This is a genomic window from Elusimicrobiota bacterium (assembly GCA_016182905.1).
GTDB lineage: Bacteria > Elusimicrobiota > Elusimicrobia > UBA1565 > UBA9628 > GWA2-66-18.
Window position 1 is genome coordinate 149,537 of record JACPFR010000005.1, and the last position, 26,023, is coordinate 175,559.

Here is a 26,023-nt window from a genome sequence, read left to right on the forward strand (position 1 = left end):
TTACCGTTGCCTGCCGCTCTAGCCGCAAAGGAGAAGAATATGCGCCAGATCTATGTCGCCGTCATGATGTCCGCGGCCGTGCTGTCCGCCGCGAGCGCCGGAAGCCAAGAGGGCGCCGCGCCGCGGTCGCCTCATAAAGCCCAGTTCGAACGCGCCTATAAGCTCAAGGAGCAGAAGCGGGACACGCAGGCCCTGGCGGCGTTCAACGCCATACTGCAGAAGGACCCCCGCGATCACGCCGCCCTGACCGAGGCCGGCTATCTGCACGCGAGCCTGAAGCAGTACGGCCCCGCGGCCGAGCGCCTGTCGGCCGCGTCGGCGCAGGACCCGGAGAACATGCGGCTGCGCATGGACCTGGGCTACGTGCAGCAGGCGCGCAAGCGCTACGCGGAGGCGGACGAGCAGTTCCGGGTCGTCGCGGCGAAGCCCGGCGAGTTCCAGGAGGCGGCCCAGGGCGCCTCGACGGAGATCCATCGCCTCCTCGCGGCGGGGGACCCGTCCGAAGCGAAGCGCCGGCGGGCGATGGAGCGCGGCTACGCGGCCTTGAACCGGGGAGCGAAGGCGGCGGCCCGCAAGGAGTTCGCGGCCGTCCTCGCCGCCGATCCCAAGGACGAGGCGGCCCGCAAGCAGCTCGGGTTCCTCAACTTCGAGGCGGGCCGGTTCGCCGAGGCCGCGGCCGACTTCGAGGCGGTCCGCGCGCTGCGCCCGAACGACTACCTCGTCGTGCTGCAGCTCGGCTACACGTACGAGCGCCTGAAGAAGAAGGAGCAGGCCCGTCAGGCGTTCTCCGCGGCGCTCGACAGCACCGACGCGAGGATCCACGACGCGGCCCAGACCGCGCTGCAGGCGTCCGGCGGCGCGCCGAAGCCCGCTCCGGCCTCGTCCCTGTAGCGCCTCGTCCCGTTCTCACGGCCGGTCCGGCTCCGCGCCGGGCCGGCCTCTCTTTTTTCCCGCCGACATTTCCTCAATAATTGTTTGACGCCGCGGCGATGGGAACGCGGGCGGGGAAGCGATATCTTCGCCTCGTGAAGATCCCCTCCGAGTGCCGGATCGGCCTGCTGATCTTCATCCTCGCGAGCGGCGCCGGGCCGGCGGCCGGCGAGGCGCCGTCCGCGGACGTCGACCGGGCGTACGCCGCCCTGCGCGAGGGCCGGGCGGAGGACGCGGCGGCGCTCCTCGCGAGCGTGCCGCGCGCCGATCCCGCCGCCCGGCTGGCGCGGCACGAGCTCGCCTACCTTCACCTGCGCAAGAAGGAATGGAAGGAGGCCGTCGCCCTGCTCGGCGAGCTCCTCGACGGCGCGCCCTCGGACGCGCGCCTGCGCATGGAGCTCGGCTACGCGCGCCAGGCCCTCGGCGACCGGGCCGCGGCCGCGGACGAGTTCGCTCTCGCCGCCAAGGAGCCCGGCGAGTTCCAGGAACAGGCCCGCGCCGCGCTGGCCGGCCTCGCGGCCGGCCCCTCGGGCGCCGACGGCGGCGAGGCCCTTTCGAACGAAGGCTACGCGCATCTCCGCCGCGCCGACGCCGCGGCCGCCCGCGAGTAGTTCACGATGGCCCTGCGCGCCGATCCGGGGCGGACCCTGATCGCCAAGCAGCTGGGCTACATGAGCCTCGCCGACGGGGACAAGTCCGCGGCGGCGGCGCGCCTCGAGGGCGTGCGGCGCCTGGAGCCCCGTGACTACCAGACCGGTCCGCGGCGCGCAGGGCGCTGGCCGGCTACCGCGGCCGCACGGACCCTCTGTACCTCGACATCGAGGCGGCGGCCTGGAGCGCGTCCCGCTTCCCCAACAAGATCGTCTCGCTGGACGCGCGGGCCGGCTGGAAGCCGGATCCGTACGGGCCCCTGTCCGTCTACTTCGCCGTCCGCGGCGCCCAGGACTCGCGCTCGCGCAGCGGCGCGGCCCCCGAGATCTACGCGGACGACGCCGTGTCGTTCGCCCCGGGGCTCCGGCTACAGCCTCGCGGCTGGAACACGAGCCTGTCGGCGGAGTGGGGGGTGACGGTCAACCTGATGCTCAGCGACGAGCATCCGGACCGCACGCAGACCGACGGCCGCGCCGTCCTCGCCGATTACCGGTATTGGAAGGGTCCCGGCCGGCTCTTCTCCGACGCGGGACTCACCCTCGGCTGGTACGGCCGCTACCGCGACAACGTCATCGGGACGCTGCGCCTGCGCGGCGGCCTCCGCTTCCATCCGGGACTGCGCACCGCGCTGACCGTCTACGCCCCCGTGAACGCGCACAAGGACGCGAACCGGGATTTCTTCAACAACCTCGTCGAGGCGGGCGCGGGCGTCGAGCTCCAGCCCTCGACGCGGGTCAACCTGAACGTCCGCGCCGAGTATCTGCGCGGCGCCTACACCGGGATCGAAGGGCGCGATCCGAACCCCTACCCCGCGCATTACGACGAATTCCGCCTGATGCTCGTGTATTCGGCTCATTTCACCCGCCGCCCCGACGCCGGCGCGTTCGAGCCGACGCGCCGGCGGAGGCCCGTCTGGTGACGATCGACTTCGGCGCCGTGCTGGTCGCCCTGACGAGCTTCTCGGCGGTCGCCATCCTCGTCAGCGGCCTCGACGACCTGTTCATCGACGTCTGCTACTACGGCTCCCAGCTGCGGCGGCGCTTCTCCCGCTCGCGGACCGAGGAGGTCACGGAGGCGGATCTCCGCGCCCTGCCCGAGCAGGGCATCGCGATCATGATCCCCGCGTGGCACGAGGACGCGGTCATCGGACACATGCTGCGCAATACCCTCGGCACCGTGGAATACGGGAACTACGACATCTTCATCGGCACCTATCCGAACGACGAGGCGACCATGCACGCCGTCGCGGCGGTCGCCGAGTCGGACCCCCGCGTGCACCGGATCGTCTGCCCGCACGACGGGCCGACCAACAAGGCCGACTGCCTGAACTGGATCATCGAGGGGATCCGCCATTACGACAAGGCGACGGGCAAGCGCATCGGCATCCTCATGCTGCACGACTCCGAGGACCTCGTCCATCCGCTCTCCCTCAAGCTGATGAACCGCTGGATCCCCGAGGTCGCCATGGTCCAGCTGCCGGTGATCCCCTTCGAGTCGGCCGCCGGCGAGATGACGGCCGGGACCTACCTCGACGAGTTCGCCGAGTCCCATCTCAAGGACATGGTGGTGCGCGAGCGCCTGAGCGGCATGGTCCCCTCGGCGGGCGTGGGCACCGGCTTCTCCCGCGCGGCCATCGAGCGGCTGGCCCTCAAGCACAACAACCAGGTCTTCAACGTCGGGACCTTCACGGAAGACTACGACCTCGCGTTCCGCCTGAAGGCCATCGGCGAGCGCTCGATGCTGCTGCAGTTCACCGTCGAGCGGACGCGCGTCGAGGGCGCGAAGCTGCGGGTCGTGCGCGAGCTCGTGGGGACGAGGGAGTATTTCCCCTCGAACTTCTCGGACGCCGTCCGTCAGAAGGCGCGCTGGACGCTCGGCATCGTCTTCCACGGCTGGCAGCAGCGCGGCTGGGAGGGGGACCTGCCGCTGCGCTACATGATCTGGCGCGACCGCAAGGCGCTGCTGACCAACTCGGTCAACATACTCGGCTACCTCCTGCTCCTCGAGGCCGCCGTCGGCCCCTACTGGGACCCGGCCGGCGCCGATCCGGAACGGATCCGGTTCATCCCGGCCGACGGCTGGGTCTGGAAGGTGATCCTCGTCGACGCGCTCCTCCTGTTCAACCGCTGCGCGCAGCGGGTCGCGTGCGACGCTCGGATCTCCTCCTGGAAGCAGGCGTGGCTCTCCCTGCCCCGGATCATCTGGGGGAACGTCATCAACTTCTGCGCGGTCGCCCGCGCGACGCACATCTTCGTCCGCAACCGCCTGACCGGCGAGAAGCTGGTCTGGGCGAAGACGGCGCACGCCTTCCCGAGCGAGGCGCAGCTCCTGGGCTACAAGCGCAAGCTCGGGGACCTCCTTCTCGAGCAGCGGCGCATCACGCTGTCCCATCTGTCCGAGGCGCTCCGGTCCCAGAAGGAGTCGGGCAAGCGCCTGGGCGACATCCTCGTCGACAGCGGCTTCGCGCGGGAGAGCGAGATCGTCGAGACGCTGGCGGGCCAGCTGAAGGTGGAGGCGGTGAGGCTGGATCACGCGCGCCTGAGGCGGGAGGACCTGGACCTCATCAGCGAGTGCGCCTGCCGCGAGCACCTGATGGTCGTCGCCGACGGGCGCGCGCGGCCGGTCGTCATCGCCGCCGCCGTGATAAACGACGAGCGGATGAAGGGCTGGCTCGACGCGAACTTCCCTCACCCTTACCGGCTCGTGCTGGCCGGGCGCCGCGCCATCGTCGAGGTCATCGACCGCGCGCGCGAGGCCCGCGAGCGCGAGGGCCTGCCCGTGCACCGGCACCCCCACGGCGCGGCGGTCCCCGCGCGCGCGCCGGAGGGGACGCTTCATTGAACAGGAGACACCGTGAATAAGCCCGTCATCCTCGCCGTGTTCGGGACCCGGCCCGAGGCCATCAAGCTCGCGCCCGTCGTCCGCGCGCTCCGCGCGCGGACGGACCTGACGACCCGCCTGTGCGTGACCGCCCAGCACCGGCAGATGCTGGACCGCATGCTCGCGAACTTCGGCCTGCGTCCGGATTTCGACCTGGACCTGATGCAGGCGAACCAGGATCTCAACGGCTTCTCCGCGCGCGCGCTGCCGCGCCTGCAGGAGGTGCTGCGGCGCCTGCGCCCCGACTTCGTCCTCGTCCAGGGAGACACGACGACGGCCTTCGTCACCGCGCTGGCCGCGTTCTACGAGCGCGTGCCCGTCGGTCACGTCGAGGCGGGCCTGCGGTCCTTCGACCGCGGCAATCCGTATCCCGAGGAGACCAATCGCGTCATGATCTCGCGCCTCAGCGACCTGCATTTCGTCCCGACCCGGGCCGCCCTCGAGAACCTGCTCGCCGAGGGGATCCCCCGGGCGAACATCGTCCAGACCGGCAACACCGTGGTGGACGCCTTGCTGCACGATGGCGCGGGGACGCGGGGCTTCGCCGCGCCCGAGCTCCGGAGCGCCGTCGCCGCGATGCGCGACGGCGACAAGGCGGTCGTCGTCACGACCCATCGCCGGGAGAACTTCGGCCGTCCCCTCGAGTCGCTGTGCGAGGCGTTCCGGATCCTGGTCGAGAGGCATCCGCGCCTGCATCTGTTCTACCCGGTCCACATGAACCCCAAGGTCGCGGACGTCGTGCGTCGCCGCCTGCGCCACCCGCGCGCGCACCTCCTCCCCGCGCTCGACTACTTCGACCTGATCGAGCTCATGCGCATGAGCTCCTTCGTGCTGACGGACTCGGGGGGGCTCCAGGAGGAGGCGCCGTCGCTCGGCAAGCCCGTCGTGGTCCTGCGCAAGGTGACCGAGAGGCCCGAGGCGGTCAGCGCCGGCGCGGCCGTCCTCGCCGGCACGCGGACGCGGGACGTCGTCCGCGCGGCCTCGCGCCTGCTGCGCGACGAGGCGCATCACGCGTCGATGTCGGGAGGCGCGGGGATCTTCGGGGACGGACGGGCGAGCGAGCGCATCGTCGGGAGCGTGCGTCATTATCTCGGCCTCGCCCGACGGCGCCCGGCGGGTTTCGAGCCCGTCACGAGGGCGACAAAATGACTTCACCCCGCCTCCATGGCCACGCGCTCGGCGCGACGAATATACTACGCCCATGAATCCGCAGACACAGACGCACCAGGAGCCGGAGACGTCTCAGCCGGTCCAGGCTGCGGGATTCAGGGAGAAGCGGCGGCACGCCCGGACGAGCGAGCGCTTCCCCGTGACGGTCGTCTCCTCCGGCGGCCTCCTGCGGTCCGCCACCTTGACCGGGGAGGCGAGGGATCACGATCAGGCCGGTCTCTGCGTGACGGTCAGCCGGCCGCTCGCGATCGGCACGGCCGTGCGCATCCGGATGCATCTCTCCAAGTCGATCTCGCCCTTCTTCAGGGGGCTGCCCTGCGAGCTCCGCGGCCGCGTGACCGCCGCGCGCAAGGTGAAGTCCAAGGGCCAGCACGCCTGCGAGCTCGTCCTGAAGTGGGACCGCCCCTTGCCCGAGCTCGTGGCCGGGGCGGTCGCCTCTTATCAGAGGAAGATCGCCGTGCTCATCGGACTCGTCCTGGCGGCGCTCGTCTGGAGCAAATGGCAGAGTCTCGATTTCTTCTGGTATGCGCCGGTCTTCTACGTCTACAGCCTGACCGTGGCGCTGTACCTCCTCTCGCGCTTCTGGATCTCCTGGCGCCATCGCGCGCCGGTCCTGGGCAGCTACACTCCCAGCGTCAGCATCGTCATCTCCGTGCGCAACGAGGAGAACGCGATCACCCGCACCGTGGAGACCTGCTTCGAGACGGACTATCCGTCGGACAAGCGGGAGATCCTCGTCGTCAACGACGGCTCGACCGACGGCACGCTGCGCGTGCTCCGCGAGCTCCAGAAGAGGTTCCCGGCGCTCCAGGTCTTCACCCAGCCGCCCACCGGGAAGCGCGCCGCGATGGCCCAGGGGGTGCGCCACGCCAAGGGCGAGATCATCACCTTCGTGGACTCGGACACCTTCCTTTTCCGCGACGCGCTGCGCCACATCGTCTGCGGCTTCGAGGACCCGACGCTCGGGGCCTCGGCGGGCTACACCGAGGTCGAGAACTGCAACGTCAACGCGCTGACCGGGCTGCAGGAGATCCGTTATTACGTCTCCTTCCGCCTGCTGAAGGCCTCGGAGGGGTTTTACGCCGCCGTGACCTGCTGCCCGGGGTGCCTCTCGGCCTACCGGCGGAAATACGTCCTGGAGATACTCGACCCCTGGCTCAACCAGCGCTTCCTGGGCGCCGAGGCGACCTTCGGCGACGACCGCAGCCTGACGAACTTCATCCTGCGCAAGTACCGGGTGATCTACAACGACCTCGCCGTCGCGTCGACCTTGGTGCCGGAGACGTGGGGCCAATACCTGCGCCAGCAGCTGCGCTGGAAGAAGTCCTGGCTGCGGGAGACCTTGATCGCGGGGCGCTTCATGTACAAGAAGCACCCCGTCGCGGCGGCCTCGTTCTACGCCTCGTCGATCATCAGCGTCGCCTCGCCGGCGATGGCCGCGCGCGTGGCCTACCTGGCCGCGCACGGCGAATCCTCGATGCTCCTCCCTTATCTGGTCGGCCTGCTCCTCATCGGCTTCCTCCAATCCCTCTACTTCCTCCATCGGCGTCCGAGCCCTCACTGGCTGCTGGGCATGCTGTGGATGGCGAGCGCCCTGTTCATCACCGGGCCTCAGACCTACTACGCGCTCCTGACGGTGCGCAAGAACCACTGGGGCACGCGATGAAAAAATCATACGCCTTCGCCTGGCTGGCGATCTTCGGCTGCGCCGGCTTCGCCCTGTTCTGGGGCCTTCACGGCCGGGCGTTCGTGCGGCGCACGTATCACGCCCCCCGCTCCGTCGCGGCGGAGGCGAGGACCGAGTCCCAATTCGTCGCGATCCTGATCCCGCGCGTGCGGCGCGACCGCGAGAGGTTCGTGATATCCGCCGCGGACCTCGAGGCGATCCTGCTCCCGCTGAAGAAGTCGGGCCACACGGCGATCGGGCTCGCCGACGTCGAGGCGCTCTACTCCCGGGGCGCCGCGCTGCCGCCGAAGGCGCTGCTGATCGCCTTCGCCGAGAACGAGCCGCGCGGCTACGAGCTGACCGACCGCGTGCTCAAGCGGCTGGGCATGCGCGGGGTCGCGTTCATCCAGAAGACGGCGGAGGAGGCCGGCGGGGAGCATCGCCAGCACCTGACCCGCCACGCCGTCTCCCAGATGCGGCTGGGCGGAGCCTGGGATCTCGGCTGGACGGCGAAGGACGCGCCGGACGCGGCCGCGGCGGCGCTCGGCGGACGCGCGCTCCTCGCGCAGGCGGGCGCCCCGCCCGAGGCGAACGACCAGGCCCTGTACCCGCTGCGCTTCACGGCCTCGGAGATGGGGCTCAACGACCGCCGCGACGATCCGCGCGCGCTGCGCCTTCTCGCGCTCCGCGCGGACCGCGCGCCGGCCGACAACGCCCTCATCGTCCAGAAGACCTGGCCCCGCGCAGCGGAGCTGACCGAGGATTTCCGCGCGGACGGCACGGGCACCGACTGGATCGCGGGGTGGGGCGTCGTCTCGATGGGGCACCGGCGCCTGGCGCTGCTGCCGACCCCGAGGCACACGAGCGCCGGCGTCTTCCTGAGAGGGACGGAGAAATGGCGCGACGCCACCGTGGAGTTCGTCCTGAAGAGGTATCAGAAGGAGTTCTGGGCCTACGCCCGCCTTCGCGAGGACGGCGGCTTCGTGCGCGTCGGCGCGCGCGACGGCTGGTGGTACGTGGAGCAGAAGGCGGGCCCGGCGAAGCCCGTGAACATGCTCGCTCGGACCCCGATCCTCGACGGCAGCCTGCCCGCCCGGGTCCGCTTCGTCGTCAAGGGCGGCTCGGCGCTCGTCTACATCAACGGCCGGATGCAGTTCGGCCGCGCGCTGCGCCTCCACCCCGGCGTCGACCGGGGCCAGCTCTTCCTCGGCGTGTACGACGCCCGCTCTCGGAACTCGCTGGCGGTCCTCACCTCGGTCCGCGCCGCGCCGCTGGGAGAGGTCTGGGTCACGTCCAAGGGCGACGTCCGCCGGGAGTTCGACGAGGCGCGCCTGGACTCGCTGCGCGACGAGGCGGCGTACGCCCGCGCCCTGTCGCCGCGCTGGATCACGGTCGCGCCGGACGGCGGCGTGCTCCTCGACGAGACTCAGGGGGGGCTGGTGCGCTCGATGGCCGGGTTCTATGCCTGCCGTCTCGTGCCGACGGCGGATTTCTCCGAGGTCCGGGCGTCGGTTCTGGGCCACGCCGGGGCCGCCGACCGGCTGGCGGGCGGCCTGGTCAGCGCGGCGCGCGAGCTGGGCGCGGCCGGCCTCAATCTCCGCCTGCGGCCGGACCAGGCCGGGAGGCCCGAGACTCTCGCCTTCCTGCGCAAGCTCCGCGACGGCCTGCACGCGCAGAGCGGGGAGCTGCGGGTGACCTTGCTCGGCGGCGGCGCCCCGGAGGGCGCCCTGGCGCTCGCGACGGACGGCGTGCTGCGCCTCTCCGCGAAGAGCCGTCAGTCCCTTGAGCTTCTGGAGGCGGTGCAGCCATGATCGATCTCATTCTCCTCGCGGCGCTGGCCGCGGCCGTCCCCGGGCCCGTCCGGGCCGCCGAGTCGGCTCAGGCCGCCGCGCCCGTCGCCGTCCCCGCCCCCGCCGTCGTGGCCGCCAGCCGGGGGGCGCAGCTGATGTCGGAGCAGCGCTACCCCGAGGCGATCCCCGTGCTCGAGCGCGAGCTGCGCGCGGACCCGGGCTCGCCGACCATCCTTCTGAACCTCGGCTGGGCCTACTGGCACGCCCGCCGCATCGACGACGCCTGGAAGATCGCGGCCACGCTCGTCAAGCTCGACCCCGGCAACCGCGCCTTCCTGATCTTCATGGCGAACACGAGCATCGAGAAAGGGGACTACAACCGCGCCATCTCCCTGATGAACCGGGCCCTGAAGCTCTTCGCGCAGGACCACGACGCGTCCTTGGTCCTGGCCCGCGCCCTGTTCCGGGCCGGGAGAGAGAAGGAGGCTCTGAAGGTCGTCGACGGGGTCCTCGCGCGCCGGCCCGACGACGCGGCCGCGGCCTATCGCCGGGCGGTCTTCTTGTCCGACCTGGGGCGCAAGAAGGAGGCCCTGGACGCGCTCGAGGCCCTGCTCGCGCGGGAGCCGGAGAACGCGTCCTACCGGCGCAGCCGCGCCCGCATCCTCTCCGACATCGGGCGCCAGGCGGAGGCGAAGAGCGAGTGGGGAAACCTGACGCGGGGCCAAACGGACGCGCAGTCCCTGATGAACCTCGGCTGGACGTACTGGAGGGAAAGGAACCTGGACGCGGCGTGGGAGATCGCCGTGACCTTGGTGAAGCTCGACGACGAGAACCCCGCTTTCCTGCGCTTCATGGCGAACCTGGAACTCGAGCGGCAGAACTACGACAACGCCCTGGAGCTCGCCCGGAAGACCGTGAAGCTCGCGCCCAAGGACCAGGACGCCTCGCTCACCTTGGCGAAGGCCCTGTTCCAGCTGCACCGGGCGAAGGAGGCGATGGCCATCCTCCGCGACCTCATCGTCAGGTTCCCGGACAGCCGGTCGGTCCAATACCGCTGGGCCGAGCTGCTCGCCGGGACGAGGCGCTACAACGAGGCGCTCTACTACTTCGACCGCCTCGTCAAGGCCGACCCCGAAAACGAGACCTACCGCATGAACCGCGCCACGGTGCTCTACGAGATGGGCCGCTTCGACGACGCCGTCGGCGTGTGGGAGTCCCGGGGCGCGCGCGAGGTCCCCGACGTCAATTCCCTGCGCCGCCTGCGGGACGACGCCGTGAACCGCCAGGGCTGGGACGACGCCGTTGAATGGCAGCGGAAGCTGATCGCCGCCTCCCCGCGCGATCCCGCGGGCTGGGAGACCCTGTCCCGGATCTACACGGAGATGAAGCTCCCGTCCAAGGCCCTGTGGGCGGCCGAGCGCGCGATCGTGGTCGACCCGGTCTCGATCAACGCGTACTACATGAGAGCCGAGATCCTCGAGGCGATCGGCGATTGGGCCGCGGCCACCGCCGCGTACGAGGAGATCACCCGCCGCAACCCGAACAGCGTCAGGGCCATCGACGGCCTCTCGTACACGCTGGAGGCGAACGGGGATTTCGACGGCTCGCTGAAGCAGATCGCGCGCATCGAGGCGCTGATCGCGCCCACGGTCTCCCCGTACCTGGAGCTGCACCGGGCGCGCGTGCTCGCCGACTCGGGGCGCCTGAGCCAGGCGCGCCCCATACTCGACCGGCTGGCGAAGGACGAGCGGACGGTGATACCGGCGCTCCTGTACCACGGGATCTCGCCGACCCACCGGACGGACTCCATCCCCGTGGAGACGTTCCGCGCCCAGATGCGGGCCCTGAAGAAGAAGGGGTATCAGTCGATCACCGCCTCGGAGCTCGCCCTGGCCATGCAGGGGAAGGCCGCCCTGCCCCCCAAGCCCATCCTGATCACCTTCGACGACGGCCGCGCGGACTCCTTCGACAACGCGGACCCGGTCCTCCGGGAGACCGGATATCGCGCGACGATGTTCGTGCACGTCTCCCGCCTGCGCAAGCCTTATTTCCACGCCGGCGCGGAGGACATCGCGCGGTGGGCGTCGACGGGACGCTGGGAGATCCAGGCCCACGGGTCGCAGGCCCATGACCCGATGATCCTCGACGCCTTCGGGCGACGCGGGCACTTCCTGCCCAACCGCAAGTGGCTCGGCGAAGAGGGCCGTCTCGAGACGCTGTCCGAGTATCAGGACCGGGTCGCCCGGGACTTCGAGGAGGCGAAGGCCGGCGTCGAGGCCATCGTCCCCGGCCGCCGCGTCGTCGCTTTCGCCTTCCCGTTCGGGGATTACGGCCAGAACGACTACTCGAACACCCCCGAATCGGCCGCCATCAACCGGGCGCTCGTGAAGAAGAACTTCCGGCTGGCCTTCGTCCAGGCCCAGCAGGGGATGAACACGCTGTCCTCGAACCCCACGGACCTGAAGCGCTTCTCGGTGCCCCGCTACATGACGGCCGAGGCGCTCACGGGCCACCTCGCCCTCGGCGACCCGCGCGTCCAGGCGAAGCTGGTGCAGGCGCAGCTGTGGGTCCGCGCGGAGCAGCTGGGCCGCGCGAACGCGGTCTTCGCCGAGCTGGAGGCGCAGGGCGTCACGGAGCCGCGCATCCTCGCGGAGAAGGCCGCCTCGTACCAGCGCGGCGGCGACATCTCCTACGCCCGCAACCTCTTCTCCGAGGCGGCGGCGCTGGAGCCGGACAAGGAGGGGCCCGGAGGCGAACGCACCCGGACGCAGCTCCTGCAGGCGGAGCACGCGGCCGCGCCGGCGGCGACGGCCGAGGTCCAGCACCTCACGGACAGCGACCGCAACGAGCTGTCGAAGGCGATCCTGCGCGGCGGCGGCGTGGTCAAGGCCGTCAGGCTCGAGGGCTGGGTGGGGCAAGGGGAGTACATCGAGAGGCGCGATCCCGCGCTCCCGACGCCCCTCATCGTCGGCCGCGAAGGCGGAGCGGCGCTGCGCTGGTTCGCGCTGCCGGAGCTCGAGCTCGGCGGCTTCTACGCCCGCCGGGAATTCTCGCGCGGCGCGACGGGGTCCGCCGACAACTACTCCTTGGCCGCGGGCTGGCAGGCGGTCCCGGCGCTGAAGCTGACGGTCCGCGACGGGCTGAGCAACGTCGAGACGGCGGCCGGGATCCGGAACTCCCGGAGATTCCACACCAACGGCGGCGGAGCCGTCTGGGACCCGGCGCTGAACTGGCGGGTCAACGCGGACTACGACCAGAACCGCTACAACGACTCGAACCTTCAGCAGGACGTCCGCGTGCGCCTGACGAGGATATTCTCCGAGCGGGCGTCCGTCGGCTTCGCCTATTTCCACGGCGAAGCGAAGTCGAGCCGGCCCGAGTACTACACGCCGCGCCGCCTGAACCAGTACTCGGGCGTCGTCACCCTCCGGGAGACTTTCGGCGCCATCAACCCCCGCACGGGCCGCGCCCGGGCGGACGCGCTGCTCCTGTACGAGGGCGGCTACGGCCTGCAGCCGGAGGGCTCCCGCCGCGTCCACTCCGTGCGGGCGGGGTTCGGGATCAGCCTGATCGATTCCGTCGCCGTGAGGCTCGGCGGCCAGTACTCGGAGTCGCCGACCTACATCAGCCGGCGCGCCGAGGGCTCCCTCGCGGTGAGCTTCTAGCCGCCGGCGCGCGGGACGGCTCAGATGTCCGTGGCGCTCCGGCCGTGTTATTTTTTATGATAGCGGCCGGATGGCCACGATATTCGTCATCGACGACGAGAAGGACCTGGTCCGCCTCCTCCGTCACAACCTGGAGAAGGGCGGCTACAAGGTCGTCTCGGCCCCCAGCGCCGAGTCCGGGCTCAAGAAGATCCGCGAGTCGAACCCCGACCTCCTGATCCTGGACATCATGCTTCCCGGGATGGACGGGCTGGAGTTCCTGCGGACCCTGCGCGGCGAGAGCGACGTCCCCGTGATCCTGCTGAGCGCCAAGGGCAGCGAGCTCGACCGCGTCCTGGGCCTCAAGCTCGGCGCGGACGACTACATGATCAAGCCGTTCAGCATGGCCGAGCTGCTGGCGCGCGTCGCCGCGCGCCTGCGCAAGCCTTCCGCGCCGAAGGGGGGGAGGAACGCGGCGATCGGCCCGCTCGCCGTGGACTTCGCGCGCCACGAGGTCACGGTCGAAGGCCGGCCGGTGAAGCTGGCCACGAAGGAGTTCCGGGTGCTGGAGCTCCTGCTCGAGGCGGACGGCAAGGTCCTCACCCGGGACGCCCTGCTGCAGCTGGTCTGGGAGCACGACGCGGGCCTGGACCTCGACACGCGGACCGTCGACCAGCACATCGCGCGCCTGCGCCGGAAGCTCGGCGCCGCGGGCAGGCTGATCGCGACCGTGCCGAACTTCGGCTACAAGCTCGCGCGCTGACGGCCGAAGCCGCCCCTTGACTTATCCGTCGCGGGATGTAATAATTGTCATATGACGGAGAAAGAAAAGATCCTCCTCGTCGAGGACGAGGACGACCTGGCCCGTCTCTTCGAGCTGGCCCTGGCGCGCGAGGGATTCCGCATCCGCCGCGCGCGCGACGGCTCCGCGGCCCTCGACGTCTTCCGCCGCTGGAGCCCCGATCTGATCCTGCTCGACGTCGTGCTGCCCGGGATGAGCGGCTTCGACTTCCTGGAGCAGCTGCGGCAGGAGAGCCGCGTGGCCGTCATCCTCCTGAGCGGAAGGCGCCGTCCGGTCGACGTCGCGCTCGGCGCCCGGCTCGGGGCGGACGATTACCTGGTCAAGCCGTTCGCCCTGGAGGAGCTCCGTTCCCGGGTCAAACTCGCGCTGTCGCGCGCCGACGGACGCGCGGCGCCGGCCGCAAGGAAGAATAGTCCGGCGCGCCGCCGAGCCGCACGATCCGTTCCGCGATAAGGTCGGCGCGGCGAGCCTCCCGCTCGGGCGGGCCGCGGCGGAGGAAGACCCGGACGATCTCCCGGACGAGCGCCGCGTTGAGCCTTTCGACCGCCAGCCTCCGTCCTCCGCGCTCCCCGTTCACGGCGAGAGCGCGAGCGGGAGCTCGAAGCTGAAGCGCGCGCCGGAGTCCGCCGTGTTCTCGGCCCTGATGCGGCCGTGATGGCCCTCGACGATCTCGCGGCAGATCGCCAGGCCGAGGCCCGTCCCCTTGTGCCCGTCGTCGCGCACGGGGGCTTCGAGCCCGTCGAACAAGGAGAACAGGCGCTCGAGGCGCCCCGCGGGGATGCCCTCGCCGTCGTCGGTCACGCTGAAGGAGACGCGGGCGTCGCCCGCCATGGCGGCCTCGACGACGATCTTCTCCCGGGCGTAGCGCCGGGCGTTGTCGACGAGGTTGCGCAGGACCTGCGCGATCAGGTCCGGGTCGCACTCGACGCTCGGCAGGCCGCGGTCGACGCGGACCTCGAGGCGGCGCGCGCCGGGGGTGAGGCGGTACTCGGCGGCGAGGTCGGCGATGATCGCGGCCGCGTCCGTCCGCCGGAGGCGGATCTTGAGCTTGTCCGACCGGTAGCGCGCCAGATCGAGGATGTTCTCGACGATGCGGGACTGCCGGTCGATGTTCCGGGAGATCATGTCGACCATCTGGGCCTGCCGCGGCGTCAGCTTCTCGTCGCGGTCGTCCTTCAGGCAATAGGCCGCGGTCTTCATCGTGGCCAAGGTGTTCCTCAGCTCGTGGGAGATCCGGCCCAGGAAGTTGTTGCGGGCCTCCACCAAAGTCGCGTCGGCGTCGTATTCGCGCGTGAGCGTCCGCGCGTGTCTCGTCGTCATCCTCGTTCCCTCCCGGTTGCGCTGCTTCGGTTTGATTATAGGTCTCGCCGCGGCGCGCGCCTACGGAGGAAAAGAGAAGATAATTCGACGGCCCGGTGACGGACGCTCGACCCCGGGGAGCGAGGCCCGCGCTCCGGAGCGGAAGGACTCCGGAGCGCGGGCCGCGGCGGGTCACTTCATCTTGATCTGATAGCCGAAGTTGGGGACGGTCGCGATGCGGTTGCGTTCCGGCCCGAGCTTCCGGCGCAGGCGCGCGATGTGCTGGTCGACGGTGCGCGTGTCGATCTCCATGTCCTTCTCGTGCCCCCAGATCATCTGGAGCAGCTGGTCGCGGGAGAGGACCTTGCCCTTGGCCTCGATCAGCAGCTTCAGGATGGCGAACTCCTTCGGCGCGAGGTTCGCCGGCTTGCCGGCGACGAGGATCTCGTGCCGCTCGAAGTCGATGGCGATGCTGCCGATGGTCACAGACTTCTTCGTGTCGCCGTTGGTCGCCGCGCCCGCGTGCCGGCGCAGGTGCCCGGTGATGCGGGCCTGGAGCTCGCCGATGGAGAACGGCTTCACCATATAGTCGTCGGCGCCGAGCTTCAGGCCGAGGATGCGGTCCATCTCGCTGCGCTTGGCCGAGAGGAGGATGATCGGTATGTCCACCTCGGGGCGGATCGTGCGCAGGAACTCCAGCCCGTCCATCTTGGGAAGCATGATGTCGAGCAGGATGAGGTCGGGCTTCGACTTCCGGGCCAGCTTGAGCCCGGTCTCGGCGTCGCGGGCGGACGTCACGCGGAACTTCTCCTTCTCGAGGTTGTAGCGGATCAGCTTGACGAGATCCTTTTCATCCTCGACGATGAGTATCTTTTCCTTGGTCTGCATAAATCCCCTCCGTGTACTCCGACCATTCTAATTCAAGATGACGCCCGCGCGAAGTGAGGAATCGTTACTGATATGTATCGTAATTGTGACCTGAGTCCTCCCCGGGGCATGTCAAACGGGCGTCACATGTGTATGACAACTTGTCCATGGGCTCCGGCGGGCGTTCCTGATAGCATTTGACGGGCACATATATTAAGGTGAGCACTCGCAAGAAGACCAAACGCCGCGTCATGGCGGCGCGCCCGCCCGTCGCGGAACCGTCCCGCGCGGCGCCTCCGGCGCCGAACGGCGCGGCCCACGTCCCGGCCGACCTCGCCGCCATCCCCGACCGCCGCAGCGGGGTGCGGGCCGTCGCCGATCCGACGCTCCAGGAGGAGGTCAAGCGCGTCCTCCTGTCGCGCTACACGCCCGCCGCCTTCCTGATCGACGACGCCTTCAACATCCTTCACGTCCAGGGCCGCCTGCCGCCGCCGCTGCTGCGGGAGCCCGGCGCGCCCGCCTCGGACCTCCTCAGGCTGGTCCACGAGGGGCTGACGATCGCGATCCGGGCCGCTCTCCTGACGGCGAAGTCGGAGGACCGCTCGGTCCGCCGCCTCGTCCGCTGCCCGCTCGACGGGGGGGAGGTCGCGGTCGGCATCGAGGTCCTCTCGATCCGGGTCGAGACAGACCGCCGGCGGCGGTACCTCGTGCTCTTCAAGCTCGACGGCGCGGCCATGGAGGGCGCGCCGCCGAACGGCGGCGACGCCCAGCTGACGTTCGCGGAGACGCGAGGCCGGCCGGCCAAGGCCTCCGCGGTCCCGGGGGAGAGGACCTCCCCGGACGAGGACGAGCTTGCCGCCGTCAAGCGGGAGATCCAGGCGGCCAACGCCGAGCTGATCTCGGTCAACCAGGAGCTGCGCGAGCGCAACCTGCAGGTGAGCGCGACCATCGACGACCTGTCGAACCTCCTCGCCAGCGCCGAGATCCCGATCATCATGCTGGACATGAAGATGCGCATCCGCCGCTACACTCCGCCGGCGGAGAAGGCCTTCGGCGTCGGCTACTCCGACGTGGGCCGCCCGATCTCGGCCCTCAAGCTCAACGTCGACGTGCCGCAGCTCCAGGAGATCCTCCGCTCCGTCCTGTCCGGGTTCGGGCCGAGCCACCTCGAGGTGTGCGACCAGAAGGACCGCTGGTATTCCCTGTGGTTCCGCCCGTACAAGACCACGGAGAACAGCATCGCCGGAGCCGTGATGTCGATGATCGACATCACCGAGAGGAAATCCGGCGTCCGCCAGCTGGAGATGGCCCGCGACTACGCCGAGGCCATCGTCGACACGGTCAACGATTCCCTCCTCATCCTGAACCGGAACCTGAAGGTCGTGCGCGCGAGCCGCTCCTATTACAGCCTGTTCTCCGCCACGCCCGCCGAGGTCGAGGGACGATCCGTCTACGAGCTGGGCCGGGGCCAGTGGAACCTGCCGGCGCTGCGCAAGAACCTCTCCGCGCTGGCCTCCGCCCGGACGCCCTTCTCGAACCTCGAGTTGGAATGCGTGGTCCCGAAGCTGCGTACGCGCATGCTCGCGATCAGCGGCCGCGTCGTCCCGTACGAGAGCGACAGCGGCATCAACATCGTGCTCGTCATCGAGGACGTGAGCCTGCGCAAGGAGGCCGCGGAGGCGGCGGCCCTGCGCAAGAGCGAGGCCCGCCAGCGGGACTTCGTCGCCAACGTGTCCCACGAGCTCCTCACGCCCATCACGGCGATCAAGGGCTACGCGGAATCCCTCGTCTCCGGCGCGCTCGACATCCCGCATCAGCGCGTCAAGTTCACGCAGATCATCGAGAAGCACGCCGACCGCCTGTCTCAGCTCGTCGAGGACCTGCTCCAGCTCTCCTCGCACGACGCGGGACGGGTGCGCACCGCGGCGGACACCGTGAACCTGCGCGCGAGCGTCGACCGGATGGTGCGCAGCCTGACCCCCGTGCGCCGCAAGCGCTCCGTGTCCATCATCGTGCGCGTGTCGAAGAACCTCCGCGTCGTCATGAACCGCGCCGAGCTGTCCCAGGTGATACAGAACCTGTGCGAGAACGCGATCAAGTACAACCGCAAGAACGGCCGCGTCTTCATCCAGGCCCGGGTGGTCGGCCGGAGGGCGGTCGTCTCGGTGCGCGACACCGGCATCGGCATACCGCGGGAGGACCTGCCGCGGATCTTCGACCGCTTCCACCGCGCGGAGAACGCGCGGCGCAACACCGAGAGGGGCACCGGCCTCGGGCTCTCCATCGTCCGGTCCATCCTCACCAACCGCGGCTGCCGGGTGTGGGCGGAGAGCGACCTGGGACGCGGCTCGATCATCTTCTTCACTTTGCCCCTCGCCGAGAAGCCGCGCCGCCGCGCCGCGCGGGGCCGTCACCGCAAGGCCGCAAATAAGTGACCGCCCGGCAGTAGGCTTGCCCCGCCCGCGCGCCCTATAATCATCCTCGACGGAGGGGGGCGCATGAACACCAAGATCCTGCTGATGCCGGCGGTCGCCGCGGCGCTGTGGTCCTGCGCCTCCTTGGGCGGAGGCCGTTCCCTGAGCCGCGGCCCCGAGCTGGCGGCGGCCGAGGGCGAGGTCAGCTTCACCCGGGTGCCGGGCAGCGGCACGGCCGTCGACCTCCGCGTCAAGCACCTGCGCGAGCCGGAGCGGCTGGAGCCGCCGGCCTACGCCTACGTCGCGTGGGCGCAGGCCCGGGGCGACGAGCCTCCGGTGAACCTCGGCCTCCTGAACGTGGCCCCGGACCTCAGCGGCGAGCTTCGCGTGCTCACGGCGACGGCCTGCGCCGGGCTGTTCGTCACCGCCGAGGCGTCCGGCGACGCGGAACGGCCGACCGGGCGGCGCCTGCTCTGGGCCGCGTGCGATTGACCGGGTCGAGAGGATGACGCAGAAGATACTGATCGTCGACGACGACGCGGACACCCGGCGCATCCTGCGCTACGTGCTCTCCCCGGTGGCCGCGGTGCTCGAGGCGGACGGCGGCGCGGAGGCGCTGCGGCTGATCGGCGCCGAGCGGCCGGCCCTGGTGCTCCTCGACCTGGTGATGCCGGGGGTCGGGGGCCTCGAGGTCCTGGAGGGGGGGCTGAAGCTGGTCCCGAGCATGGTCGTCGTGATGCTGACCGGCCAATCCGACATCGCGGTCGCGAAGTCCGCCCTGGACAAGGGCGCGCGGGCCTTCATCACCAAGCCCATCGACCCGCAGCGGCTGCGCGAGGTGGTCGAGGACATCCTGGGAACGGGCGCGCCGTCGGGCGGCAGCGACCGCACGAAGCCCTGGCGCGTGGTGGGCTGACGGCGTCAGCGGAGCGCGTGGCGGCGGCGCCGCGGGCCCGCGGGCCTCACGCGGCTGCCCTGCCTGATGATGCAGCGGTCGAAGTCGATCTTGAAGAACCGGACGACCACGGACCCCGTGTCGGGGCGCTCGAGCGTCTCGACCGCGGCGGGCGCGGGGGCTTCGGTCTTCGGGGCGCTCATGACGGACCTAGGCCGCCGCCCCGGCGAACGCCGGGACCGGAGCGGCGGGGAGCCCGCGGCCGAGCCTCCCCATCAGCTCCCGGATGCGGGCCGGCCGCCCGAGGTCGCTCCATTCGACGCCCGACATGGGGACGACCATGACCCGCTCCGGCACGCGCTCGACGATCTGGCTCGAGAAGTTGAAGCGGCCCAGGCGCCGGTAGGCCTCGTCGAGAGCCGCGGCTTCCCTCGCGGTTCCCAGAGCCGGGAGAAGCTCGTCGAAGTGCGTCATCATCTCCGGAAGGCAGGTCCGCCCCAGCTCCCACAAGGTCTCGATCTTGACGGCCATGACCATCGTGTTCCACAGGCAGCCCTGCTCGTACATCTCCGCCGCCTCGCGCGCGCCGGGCTTCTCCCGGAAGCGCGCCACCTGCATGGCGCCCGCGGGCCTCGGCCAGGAGCGGTCCGGCTCGATCCAGCCGTAGTCCTGCTCCGGCCCGTCCGGGATCGCGCCCAGGAGCACGATCTTGTCCGGGCGGCGCTCGGCCAGGGCGGCGGCCCGCTCGACGCACGCGCCGAAGGCCGGGCCGGAGGAGATGAAGTGGTCCGAGGGGAAGATCAGCGCCGTCGCCGACGGGTCGGCGCGCAGGATGTGGGCCGCCGGAAGGAATATCCCCGGCGCGGTCTCGCGGCCGGACGGCTGGGCGATGAGGAGGCCGGCGCGCGCGGCGCAGCCGTTCATGAACTTCGCGTGCTCTCGGCCGATGATCGTGACGAGGCGCTCCCGCGGGACCAGCGGCGCGACGCGGTCCAGGGTCTCCTCGAGCAAGGTCTTGTCGCTCGTCAGGGTGCAGAACTGCTTGGGCCTCTCGTGCCCCAGCCATTGCCGGATCAGCGGCTTGAGACGCTCGCCCTCCCCGCCCGCCAAGACGATCCCCCAACGCCCCGGCGTCCCGCCCTCGCTCTCATGCCTCATCTCGTGCCTCGTCCCTTTTAAAATCACGCGTGGACCAATATACGACGCGGGCGGAACCGATTCCTATTGAGGGCGCGTGACAGTATTGGTTCCTGATTGTGACGCCTCCGGCGCGTCATATCCTCGTTCCAACATCTCGACAAATCGTCCATCGCGCGGACGCGGGAATTCTTCTACGTTGATGACGGATGACGACGGGATCGAGGACGGAGGCCAGGACGACCGGGCCGGTCGCGGCGATCTGCCGCGACTGCCGGGAGGCGGCCGGCGCGGCGGCGGAGCTGCGCCGCGCCGGCGTCGACCTGCGCCGCATCGCGATCGTCGCCAACGAGCTCCCGACGGCCGAGGCCGCGGCCGCGATCGCGGACTGGCGCGCCCTCGCCCCCGTCTGGGTGACGGTCGGCTGCTTGAACGCGATCGGCGCCGGGCTCGAGAGCCTCGGCCTCTCCAAGGCGCTCATCGTCCGGTGCCGGCGCGCCCTGAGCGACGGCGGGATCATCGTCCTCGTCCTGGGCGCGGCGGAGGAGCGGACATGAACGGCGAGCGCGACGCCGCGGAGCTGGGCGCCCTCCTGGCCCGGGCGGGCGTCACCGTCGGCGGGAGCCGCCCCTGGGACATCCGGGTCCTCGCGCCCGGATTCTTCGCGCGCGTGCGCGCCGGCGGGAGCCTGGCGGCGGGCGAGGCTTACGCCGACGGCTGGTGGGAGTCGGACCGACTCGACGAGTTCTTCCACCGGGTCTTCAAGGCCGGCCTCGACGAAAGGCTCTCGCCCGCTCCCTGGTCCGGAGCGCGCAGGCTTCTGGGGCGTCTCCTCGGCCTCGGCTCGCGGGGCGCCGCCGGCCCGGACGGCTCCGCGGACGGGGCGGTCGGCGGCGACGTCTACCGCGCGATGCTGGGGCAAAGGATGTCCTTCACCAGCGGCTACTGGAAGGACGCGCGCGGCCTCGACGAGGCGGTGGACGGGGCCATGGAGCTCGCCTGCCGCAAGCTCGAGCTGAAGCCGGGCATGAGCGTCCTCGACCTCGGCTGCGGCTGGGGCGCCTTCGCGCGCCACGCGGCGCGGACGCGGGGCGTCAGCGTCGTCGGGGTCGACATCGCCTGCGAGCGGGTGGACGCCGGGCGGGAGCTCTGCAAGGGCCTGCCCGTCGCGCTCCGGGTCCAGGATTACGGCGAGGTCCGCGGCCGGTTCGACCGGGTGGTCTCCTTCGGTCTTCTGGAGCAGCTCGGCCCGGAGGGCTGCGGATCCGTCATGGCGGCCGCCTCCCGCTGCCTGAAGGCCGACGGCGTCGCCCTGATCCAGACCGCGGCGCGCAACGCGCCCGCCGCGCGCCGCGACCCGTGGCTCGAGCGGTGGAGCGTCGCCGGCGGCGCGGCGCCTTCCCTGTCGAGCCTGGTCCAGGCGATGGAAGGCCGCTTCGTCGTGGAGGACGCGCACAACCTCGGGCCGCATTACGACGCGACCTTGATGGCGTGGCACGACAACCTCTCGCGCCGGTGGCCCGGGGCCAGGGATGCGCGCGGGGAAAGGCTGTACCGGGCGCTGAAGTTCTCCTTGCTCTCGGCCGCGGGCGCCTTCCGGGCGCGCCGCGCCCAGCTGTTCCAGCTCGTGATGAGCCGGCCCGGGCGCGCCCAGCCGCGCTGCCGCCCGGAGCTCGCCGGGGAGAGCCGGATGACCGGCGGCGTCCGGCCGTGAGCCCGCCGGCCCGGCTGCGGTCGCTCGACGTCTTCCGCGGCTTGACCGTCGCGGCGATGATCGCCGTCAATTCTCCCGGCGGCGACGAGGTCTTCGCCCCGCTGCGGCACGCCGACTGGCACGGCTGCACGCCCGCCGACCTCATCTTCCCCGCGTTCCTCGTCATCATGGGCGTCTCCGCCGTGTTCGGCGACGCCGCCCGGCGCGAGCGGGGGGAGACGCCCGCGGAGACCGCGCGCCGCGTCCTGCGGCGCGCCGCCGTCCTGCTGGCGCTGGGCCTGCTCGTCAACTTCTTCCTTTATCACGGCCGGGACGGCCTGAGGCTGCCCGGCGTGCTTCAGCGCATCGCGCTGTGCGGGCTCGCCGTCGAGGCCTTCCTCCGTCTCGACCGTCCCGCCGCCGAGCCCGCCGCGGCCGCGGCCCTGCTGATCGGCTATCAGCTGCTGCTGGGCGAGGACCTGACGCCGGAGGGGAACCTCGCGTACCGGCTGGACGTCCGGCTCTTCGGCGGCCGCCTGCTCGACGACCCGTGGGGGGACCCCGAGGGCCTGACGAGCACCTTGGGCGCCCTGGCCACGTCGCTCCTCGGCCTCATGGCGGGGCGCCGCCTCGTGCGCGAGGGCCCGGCCGCCGCCGGAGCCCTCGGCGCGGCGGGCCTGGCGCTGGCCGCGCTCGGCGCCGCCTGGAGCGCGCGGCTGCCGCTCAACAAGCACCTCTGGACCAGCTCCTACGCCCTGTTCGCCGGCGGCCTGTCGCTGGCCGGGCTCGCCTTCTGCCTGCGCCTCGTCGAGGCTCGCCCCGCCCGCTGGGCCCGTCCGTTCGAGGCGCTCGGCCGGCGCGCGCTCGCCGCCTACGTCCTCGCGGGGCTGGCCTACGGGATACAGGAGTTCGTTCGGACGCCGCTCCCGGACGGCTCGCCGGGAAACCTGAAGCTCCTCGTCACCGTCTCCCTGTTCGGCTCATGGCTGCGCCCGAAGGCCGCCTCCCTCGCCTACGCCTTGGTCTTCACGGGCGCGGCGGCGGCGGCGGCGGCCGTCGCGGCGCGGCGCGAGCCGCGGGCCGCGGTGAGCCGCCTCTGACCTTCGCGCGAAAGGGCAGGACGGAGGCTGCGATCCGTCCTGCCTTCCGCACGGAGCGTCGCGCGGCGCCGATGCGGTCGGGGCCCTCGACGCTCCGGCCCTGTTCGGGCCCGCTCTCGCCGTGGGGCCCGTGCGGAGCCGCACGGCATAAACGCAGCCTCCTCGCGGCTCCATCCTCCACGTCGCAACCAACCGGCCAAGACGCGCTGGCCGGTTGGTTGCGACCTCCGAGGGCGGGCGTCAAGGAGGCACCATGATGCAGGCTCCCTTACAGATCGTCGCGCGAGGCTTCACGCTCAACAGCTGGTGGCGGGACAAGATGCTGCGAAGGTCGGAGAAGCTGCTGGAGTTCTGCGGCTGGATCACCCATTGCCGCGTCGTCGCCGAGTCGCGGCACAAGCATTCCCACAAGGACCGGGAGTACGCCGTCCGCATCGACATCTCGATCCCGCGGCGCGTGCTGGTGATCAATCGCGAGGCCGAGCCCACCCTCAACGCGGCCATCGACATGGCCTTCGACGCGGCCGAGCGGCGCCTCGAGGAGTCCGTGCGCCTGTCGCGGCATCACGTGAAGACCCACGCGCCGCCCGCCGAGGCGCGCGTCGTCGAGAAGTATCCGGACGCGGGCTACGGCTTCCTCGAGACCCCGGACGAGCGCCGGATCTATTTCCACCAGAACAGCGTGCTCAAGGGCCTGTTCCGGCGCCTGACGCCCGGCAGCCGCGTGCATTTCGTCGAGGAGCAGGGCGACAAGGGGCCCCAGGCTCGGACCGTCTCCGCCGTCAGGCTCGCGCCGCCGCCGGAGCGGCGCAAGCGGCGCCTCAAGGCGCGGAGCCGGGAGGCGCTTTCCCGTTGAACAGGGACAGGAAGCGGTCCTCGTACTGGCGGAACACGCCCTGCCGGTCGAGCTCCGTCTTCAGGGCGAAGGCCTTGGAGCGGTCCTTGGCCGCCTCGGCGAAGAGCGCCTCGATGCGGCCGACGTCCTTCGCCGCCGGGGCCTCGGCCGGCTCCGAGGGGCCTTCGTCCTCCTTCTCGCCCGCCTCGCCCTCGCCTTCGGCGAGGGACTTCAACGCCTGACGGTAGGCCGCGGTCAGCTGTTCCTGCGTCTGCCGGCCGTAGCTCTCGAGCTCTTCCAGGTCGAGCTTCATCCCGGCCATCGCGGTGAAGGTGCGCAGCACCGCGGCCGAGGCCGACGGATAGGGGAGCTGGTACGCCAGTCCGGGCATCTCTCCCAGGAGACCGACGCCCGGAAGGCCCTGCTCGGCCGCGGCGGCCAGCAGCACGCCGTTGAGCCCCGTGATGCGGCCGTTGTTCACCACCGCGACCCCTTGGCGGCGAAGGTCGCGCAGGCCCGCCTCGTCGGTCGAGACGCCGTGCACGAGAGAGGTCTGCTTCGGCTCCATGTCGGACACCCACCCGGCGAAGCAGAAGACCCGGGTGACGCCGAGGTCGCGGGCCGCGGCGAGCAGGCGCCGGGACAGCGCGAACTTCCCGGTCGGAGGCTGTGCCTCTCCGAGGAAGACGACGATGTCCAGGCCCGGCGCGGCGTCCTCGGCCAGGAACAGCCGGCTGCGCGGGAGACGGGCGGGATGGAGCAGGCCGCCTTCCACCTCCGCTTCCTCCACCTCGAAGAGCTCGTGCGCGTCGAACTCTCCGATCTGCCGCATCTTGAGCTTCGACAGGAGATAGACGACCGCCGTGACGGCCACGGTGCCCATGCCGGGCCACGCCGTCACCAGCCAGCGGTCCTTGCCCACGAGCTTCTTCCCGTTAGTCGCGCGCTCCATGACCTTCGCGGAGCAACGATAAGGCCGTTCGATCCTCTCCGGCCGACGCGTTGCGTCCTCTCGGGACATGGGCGTACACCTGCTGTACTTCCGCTACGCCGGGGCCGAGCGCTTCGGCTTGATCCACGGAGGGAAGGTCGCGCGCTTCGCGCTCGCGGACGTGGCGCGCCGCTTCGCCGCGGCGGCGCGCTCGCTGCTGCGCCAGCACGCGGTCCTGTCTCCGCTGGAGTCGCCTCGGCCGGGGGTCTGGGCGATCGCCTTCGAGTTGAAGCCCCTCGAGATCGAGGCGGACGAGCGGGAACAGCTGGAGTCGATCGCCGCCGCCGGCCGGGTGCTCGCGGTCGAGGCGCTGGCCGACGAGCTGGGCTCGGCCGTCGCGCTTCACGCCGGGCTCGAGGTCGGGACCGTCCCCGTCGAGAAGGAAGACTCCCGGGACCGGCGGACCGCGAAGCTGCTGGCCCGCCTTCGCCGCGCGGGGCCCGCGCGGGCCGGCGCCTCGACGGGGGAGCGCGCGCTCGTGCTCGGGATCGTGCGCGGTCCTCTGACGATCTACCGGCAGAGGATCGTCTCGCTCGCCAGCGGCGAGACCGCGGCGTACGAGGCGCTCCTTCGGGGGCCGCCCGGCGGGTCGCTGCGCCGTCCCGAGCTGCTGCTCGCGGAGGCCGCCCGCTTCGGACGACTCGAGGAGCTGGAGCTCGCCGCCCTCGACGCGGCGCTCGCGGCGGCGCGGCGCCTGCCGTTCCCGCTGCGGCTCGCGGTGAACCTGTCCCCGGGCCTGTTCGGGGGGCCCGCGCTGCGGCGGATCGCGGACGAGCCGGACCTGCCTGGGCGCCTCATCTTCGAGATCACGGAGCATCTCCCGATACCGTCTCCCGGGCGGCTGAACCGGGCCTTGAGGCTTCTCCGCGGGCGCGGGGCGCAGATCGCCCTCGACGACGCCGGCTGCGGCTACCTGAACATGGAGCTCGTTCGGGCGCTCCGGCCGGACATCGTCAAGCTGTGCATCACCCTCACGCGCCGGCTCGGGAAGGCCCCCGGCACCGTCCCCCTGGTGCGGCGGACCGTCGCCGCGCTCGGGGCGGCCGGGGCCCTGGCCCTCGCCGAGGGCGTCGAGACCGCCGAGCAGGCCCGTCTGGCGCTCGAGTGCGGCTGCGACCTGGCTCAGGGGTGGTATTTCGGCCGGCCCCGGCCGGCCTTCACGGCGCCGAGAAGATAATGTCACCCCGCCTCCGTGGCGCCGCGCCCGCGCGTTTTCTACAGTGCGCGTAGTAAAAACGATCAGCGGGAGGAACGACGAC

23 protein-coding genes are annotated in these 26,023 nt (G+C 71.1%); 18 read left to right on the top strand and 5 right to left on the bottom strand.

What is annotated here, in order from left to right; genetic code table 11:
- Positions 1 to 39: 39 nt before the first annotated feature.
- The 10 genes from HYV14_01975 (at position 40) to HYV14_02020 (ending at position 13,986) form a co-directional block, all read left to right on the top strand.
- Positions 40 to 891, top strand: coding sequence for a tetratricopeptide repeat protein (locus HYV14_01975; GenBank protein ID MBI2384759.1), 852 nt, complete (start codon positions 40 to 42; stop codon positions 889 to 891).
- Positions 892 to 1,025: 134 nt separating this feature from the next.
- On the top strand, positions 1,026 to 1,541 hold the full coding sequence (locus tag HYV14_01980; GenBank protein ID MBI2384760.1) for a tetratricopeptide repeat protein: 516 nt from the start codon (positions 1,026 to 1,028) through the stop codon (positions 1,539 to 1,541).
- Positions 1,542 to 1,924: 383 nt separating this feature from the next.
- Positions 1,925 to 2,500: a hypothetical protein gene (locus HYV14_01985; protein MBI2384761.1), complete on the top strand. Its 576-nt coding sequence runs from the start codon at positions 1,925 to 1,927 to the stop codon at positions 2,498 to 2,500.
- Positions 2,497 to 4,422, top strand: a complete 1,926-nt coding sequence (locus HYV14_01990) for a glycosyl transferase family protein (protein MBI2384762.1) — start codon at positions 2,497 to 2,499, stop codon at positions 4,420 to 4,422. The genes HYV14_01985 and HYV14_01990 overlap by 4 nt, the downstream gene beginning before the upstream one ends.
- A 12-nt stretch (positions 4,423 to 4,434) precedes the next feature.
- Entirely contained in the window at positions 4,435 to 5,610 is a 1,176-nt protein-coding gene (gene wecB / locus HYV14_01995; GenBank protein ID MBI2384763.1) for a UDP-N-acetylglucosamine 2-epimerase (non-hydrolyzing), read from the top strand.
- A gap of 52 nt (positions 5,611 to 5,662) precedes the next feature.
- Entirely contained in the window at positions 5,663 to 7,297 is a 1,635-nt protein-coding gene (locus HYV14_02000) for a glycosyltransferase family 2 protein (protein MBI2384764.1), read from the top strand.
- A complete protein-coding gene (locus HYV14_02005) occupies positions 7,294 to 9,108 on the top strand; it encodes a hypothetical protein (GenBank protein ID MBI2384765.1) in 1,815 nt (604 codons plus the stop codon). The genes HYV14_02000 and HYV14_02005 overlap by 4 nt, the downstream gene beginning before the upstream one ends.
- Positions 9,105 to 12,752 (top strand): tetratricopeptide repeat protein, encoded by a 3,648-nt coding sequence (locus tag HYV14_02010; protein MBI2384766.1) that lies wholly within the window; start codon positions 9,105 to 9,107, stop codon positions 12,750 to 12,752. The genes HYV14_02005 and HYV14_02010 overlap by 4 nt, the downstream gene beginning before the upstream one ends.
- A gap of 70 nt (positions 12,753 to 12,822) precedes the next feature.
- The gene (locus HYV14_02015; protein ID MBI2384767.1) at positions 12,823 to 13,494 is read left to right on the top strand and encodes a response regulator transcription factor; all 672 of its coding nucleotides are present in this window, start codon (positions 12,823 to 12,825) and stop codon (positions 13,492 to 13,494) included.
- A 51-nt stretch (positions 13,495 to 13,545) separates the two neighbouring features.
- Positions 13,546 to 13,986, top strand: coding sequence for a response regulator (locus HYV14_02020; protein MBI2384768.1), 441 nt, complete (start codon positions 13,546 to 13,548; stop codon positions 13,984 to 13,986).
- Between the two features lie 120 nt (positions 13,987 to 14,106).
- Here HYV14_02020 and HYV14_02025 read toward each other — a convergent pair whose 3' ends face one another.
- Together HYV14_02025 and HYV14_02030 are read right to left on the bottom strand one after the other, a co-directional pair.
- Entirely contained in the window at positions 14,107 to 14,853 is a 747-nt protein-coding gene (locus HYV14_02025; GenBank protein ID MBI2384769.1) for a hypothetical protein, read from the bottom strand.
- Between the two features lie 171 nt (positions 14,854 to 15,024).
- A complete protein-coding gene (locus HYV14_02030; protein ID MBI2384770.1) occupies positions 15,025 to 15,720 on the bottom strand; it encodes a response regulator transcription factor in 696 nt (231 codons plus the stop codon).
- Positions 15,721 to 15,917: 197 nt separating this feature from the next.
- Between HYV14_02030 and HYV14_02035 the strand changes: the two genes are divergently transcribed.
- The 3 genes from HYV14_02035 (at position 15,918) to HYV14_02045 (ending at position 19,029) form a co-directional block, all read left to right on the top strand.
- Complete coding sequence (locus tag HYV14_02035) at positions 15,918 to 18,134, top strand: PAS domain-containing protein (protein ID MBI2384771.1); 2,217 nt, start codon at positions 15,918 to 15,920, stop codon at positions 18,132 to 18,134.
- A 63-nt stretch (positions 18,135 to 18,197) separates the two neighbouring features.
- The gene (locus HYV14_02040) at positions 18,198 to 18,605 is read left to right on the top strand and encodes a hypothetical protein (protein MBI2384772.1); all 408 of its coding nucleotides are present in this window, start codon (positions 18,198 to 18,200) and stop codon (positions 18,603 to 18,605) included.
- A 13-nt stretch (positions 18,606 to 18,618) separates the two neighbouring features.
- Complete coding sequence (locus tag HYV14_02045) at positions 18,619 to 19,029, top strand: response regulator (GenBank protein MBI2384773.1); 411 nt, start codon at positions 18,619 to 18,621, stop codon at positions 19,027 to 19,029.
- A 5-nt stretch (positions 19,030 to 19,034) separates the two neighbouring features.
- Here the strand turns inward: HYV14_02045 and HYV14_02050 are convergent, their stop codons facing one another.
- A complete protein-coding gene (locus HYV14_02050; GenBank protein MBI2384774.1) occupies positions 19,035 to 19,211 on the bottom strand; it encodes a hypothetical protein in 177 nt (58 codons plus the stop codon).
- A gap of 7 nt (positions 19,212 to 19,218) precedes the next feature.
- Positions 19,219 to 20,166 (bottom strand): hypothetical protein, encoded by a 948-nt coding sequence (locus HYV14_02055; GenBank protein MBI2384775.1) that lies wholly within the window; start codon positions 20,164 to 20,166, stop codon positions 19,219 to 19,221.
- Positions 20,167 to 20,354: 188 nt separating this feature from the next.
- Here HYV14_02055 and HYV14_02060 point away from each other — a divergent pair, with 188 nt between their 5' ends.
- From HYV14_02060 to HYV14_02075, 4 genes are all read left to right on the top strand, one after another.
- On the top strand, positions 20,355 to 20,702 hold the full coding sequence (locus tag HYV14_02060; GenBank protein ID MBI2384776.1) for a hypothetical protein: 348 nt from the start codon (positions 20,355 to 20,357) through the stop codon (positions 20,700 to 20,702).
- Positions 20,699 to 21,859 carry a class I SAM-dependent methyltransferase gene (locus HYV14_02065; protein ID MBI2384777.1) on the top strand — a complete coding sequence of 387 codons (1,161 nt, stop codon included), beginning with the start codon at positions 20,699 to 20,701 and terminating at the stop codon, positions 21,857 to 21,859. The genes HYV14_02060 and HYV14_02065 overlap by 4 nt, the downstream gene beginning before the upstream one ends.
- Complete coding sequence (locus tag HYV14_02070; protein MBI2384778.1) at positions 21,856 to 22,938, top strand: DUF1624 domain-containing protein; 1,083 nt, start codon at positions 21,856 to 21,858, stop codon at positions 22,936 to 22,938. The genes HYV14_02065 and HYV14_02070 overlap by 4 nt, the downstream gene beginning before the upstream one ends.
- A 253-nt stretch (positions 22,939 to 23,191) precedes the next feature.
- Positions 23,192 to 23,794: an HPF/RaiA family ribosome-associated protein gene (locus tag HYV14_02075; GenBank protein ID MBI2384779.1), complete on the top strand. Its 603-nt coding sequence runs from the start codon at positions 23,192 to 23,194 to the stop codon at positions 23,792 to 23,794.
- Here the strand turns inward: HYV14_02075 and HYV14_02080 are convergent.
- Positions 23,760 to 24,725 carry a PAC2 family protein gene (locus tag HYV14_02080; protein ID MBI2384780.1) on the bottom strand — a complete coding sequence of 322 codons (966 nt, stop codon included), beginning with the start codon at positions 24,723 to 24,725 and terminating at the stop codon, positions 23,760 to 23,762. The two genes, HYV14_02075 and HYV14_02080, sit on opposite strands and share 35 nt — an antisense overlap.
- A gap of 67 nt (positions 24,726 to 24,792) precedes the next feature.
- Here HYV14_02080 and HYV14_02085 point away from each other — a divergent pair, with 67 nt between their 5' ends.
- Complete coding sequence (locus tag HYV14_02085; protein MBI2384781.1) at positions 24,793 to 25,941, top strand: EAL domain-containing protein; 1,149 nt, start codon at positions 24,793 to 24,795, stop codon at positions 25,939 to 25,941.
- Positions 25,942 to 26,023: the final 82 nt, after the last annotated feature.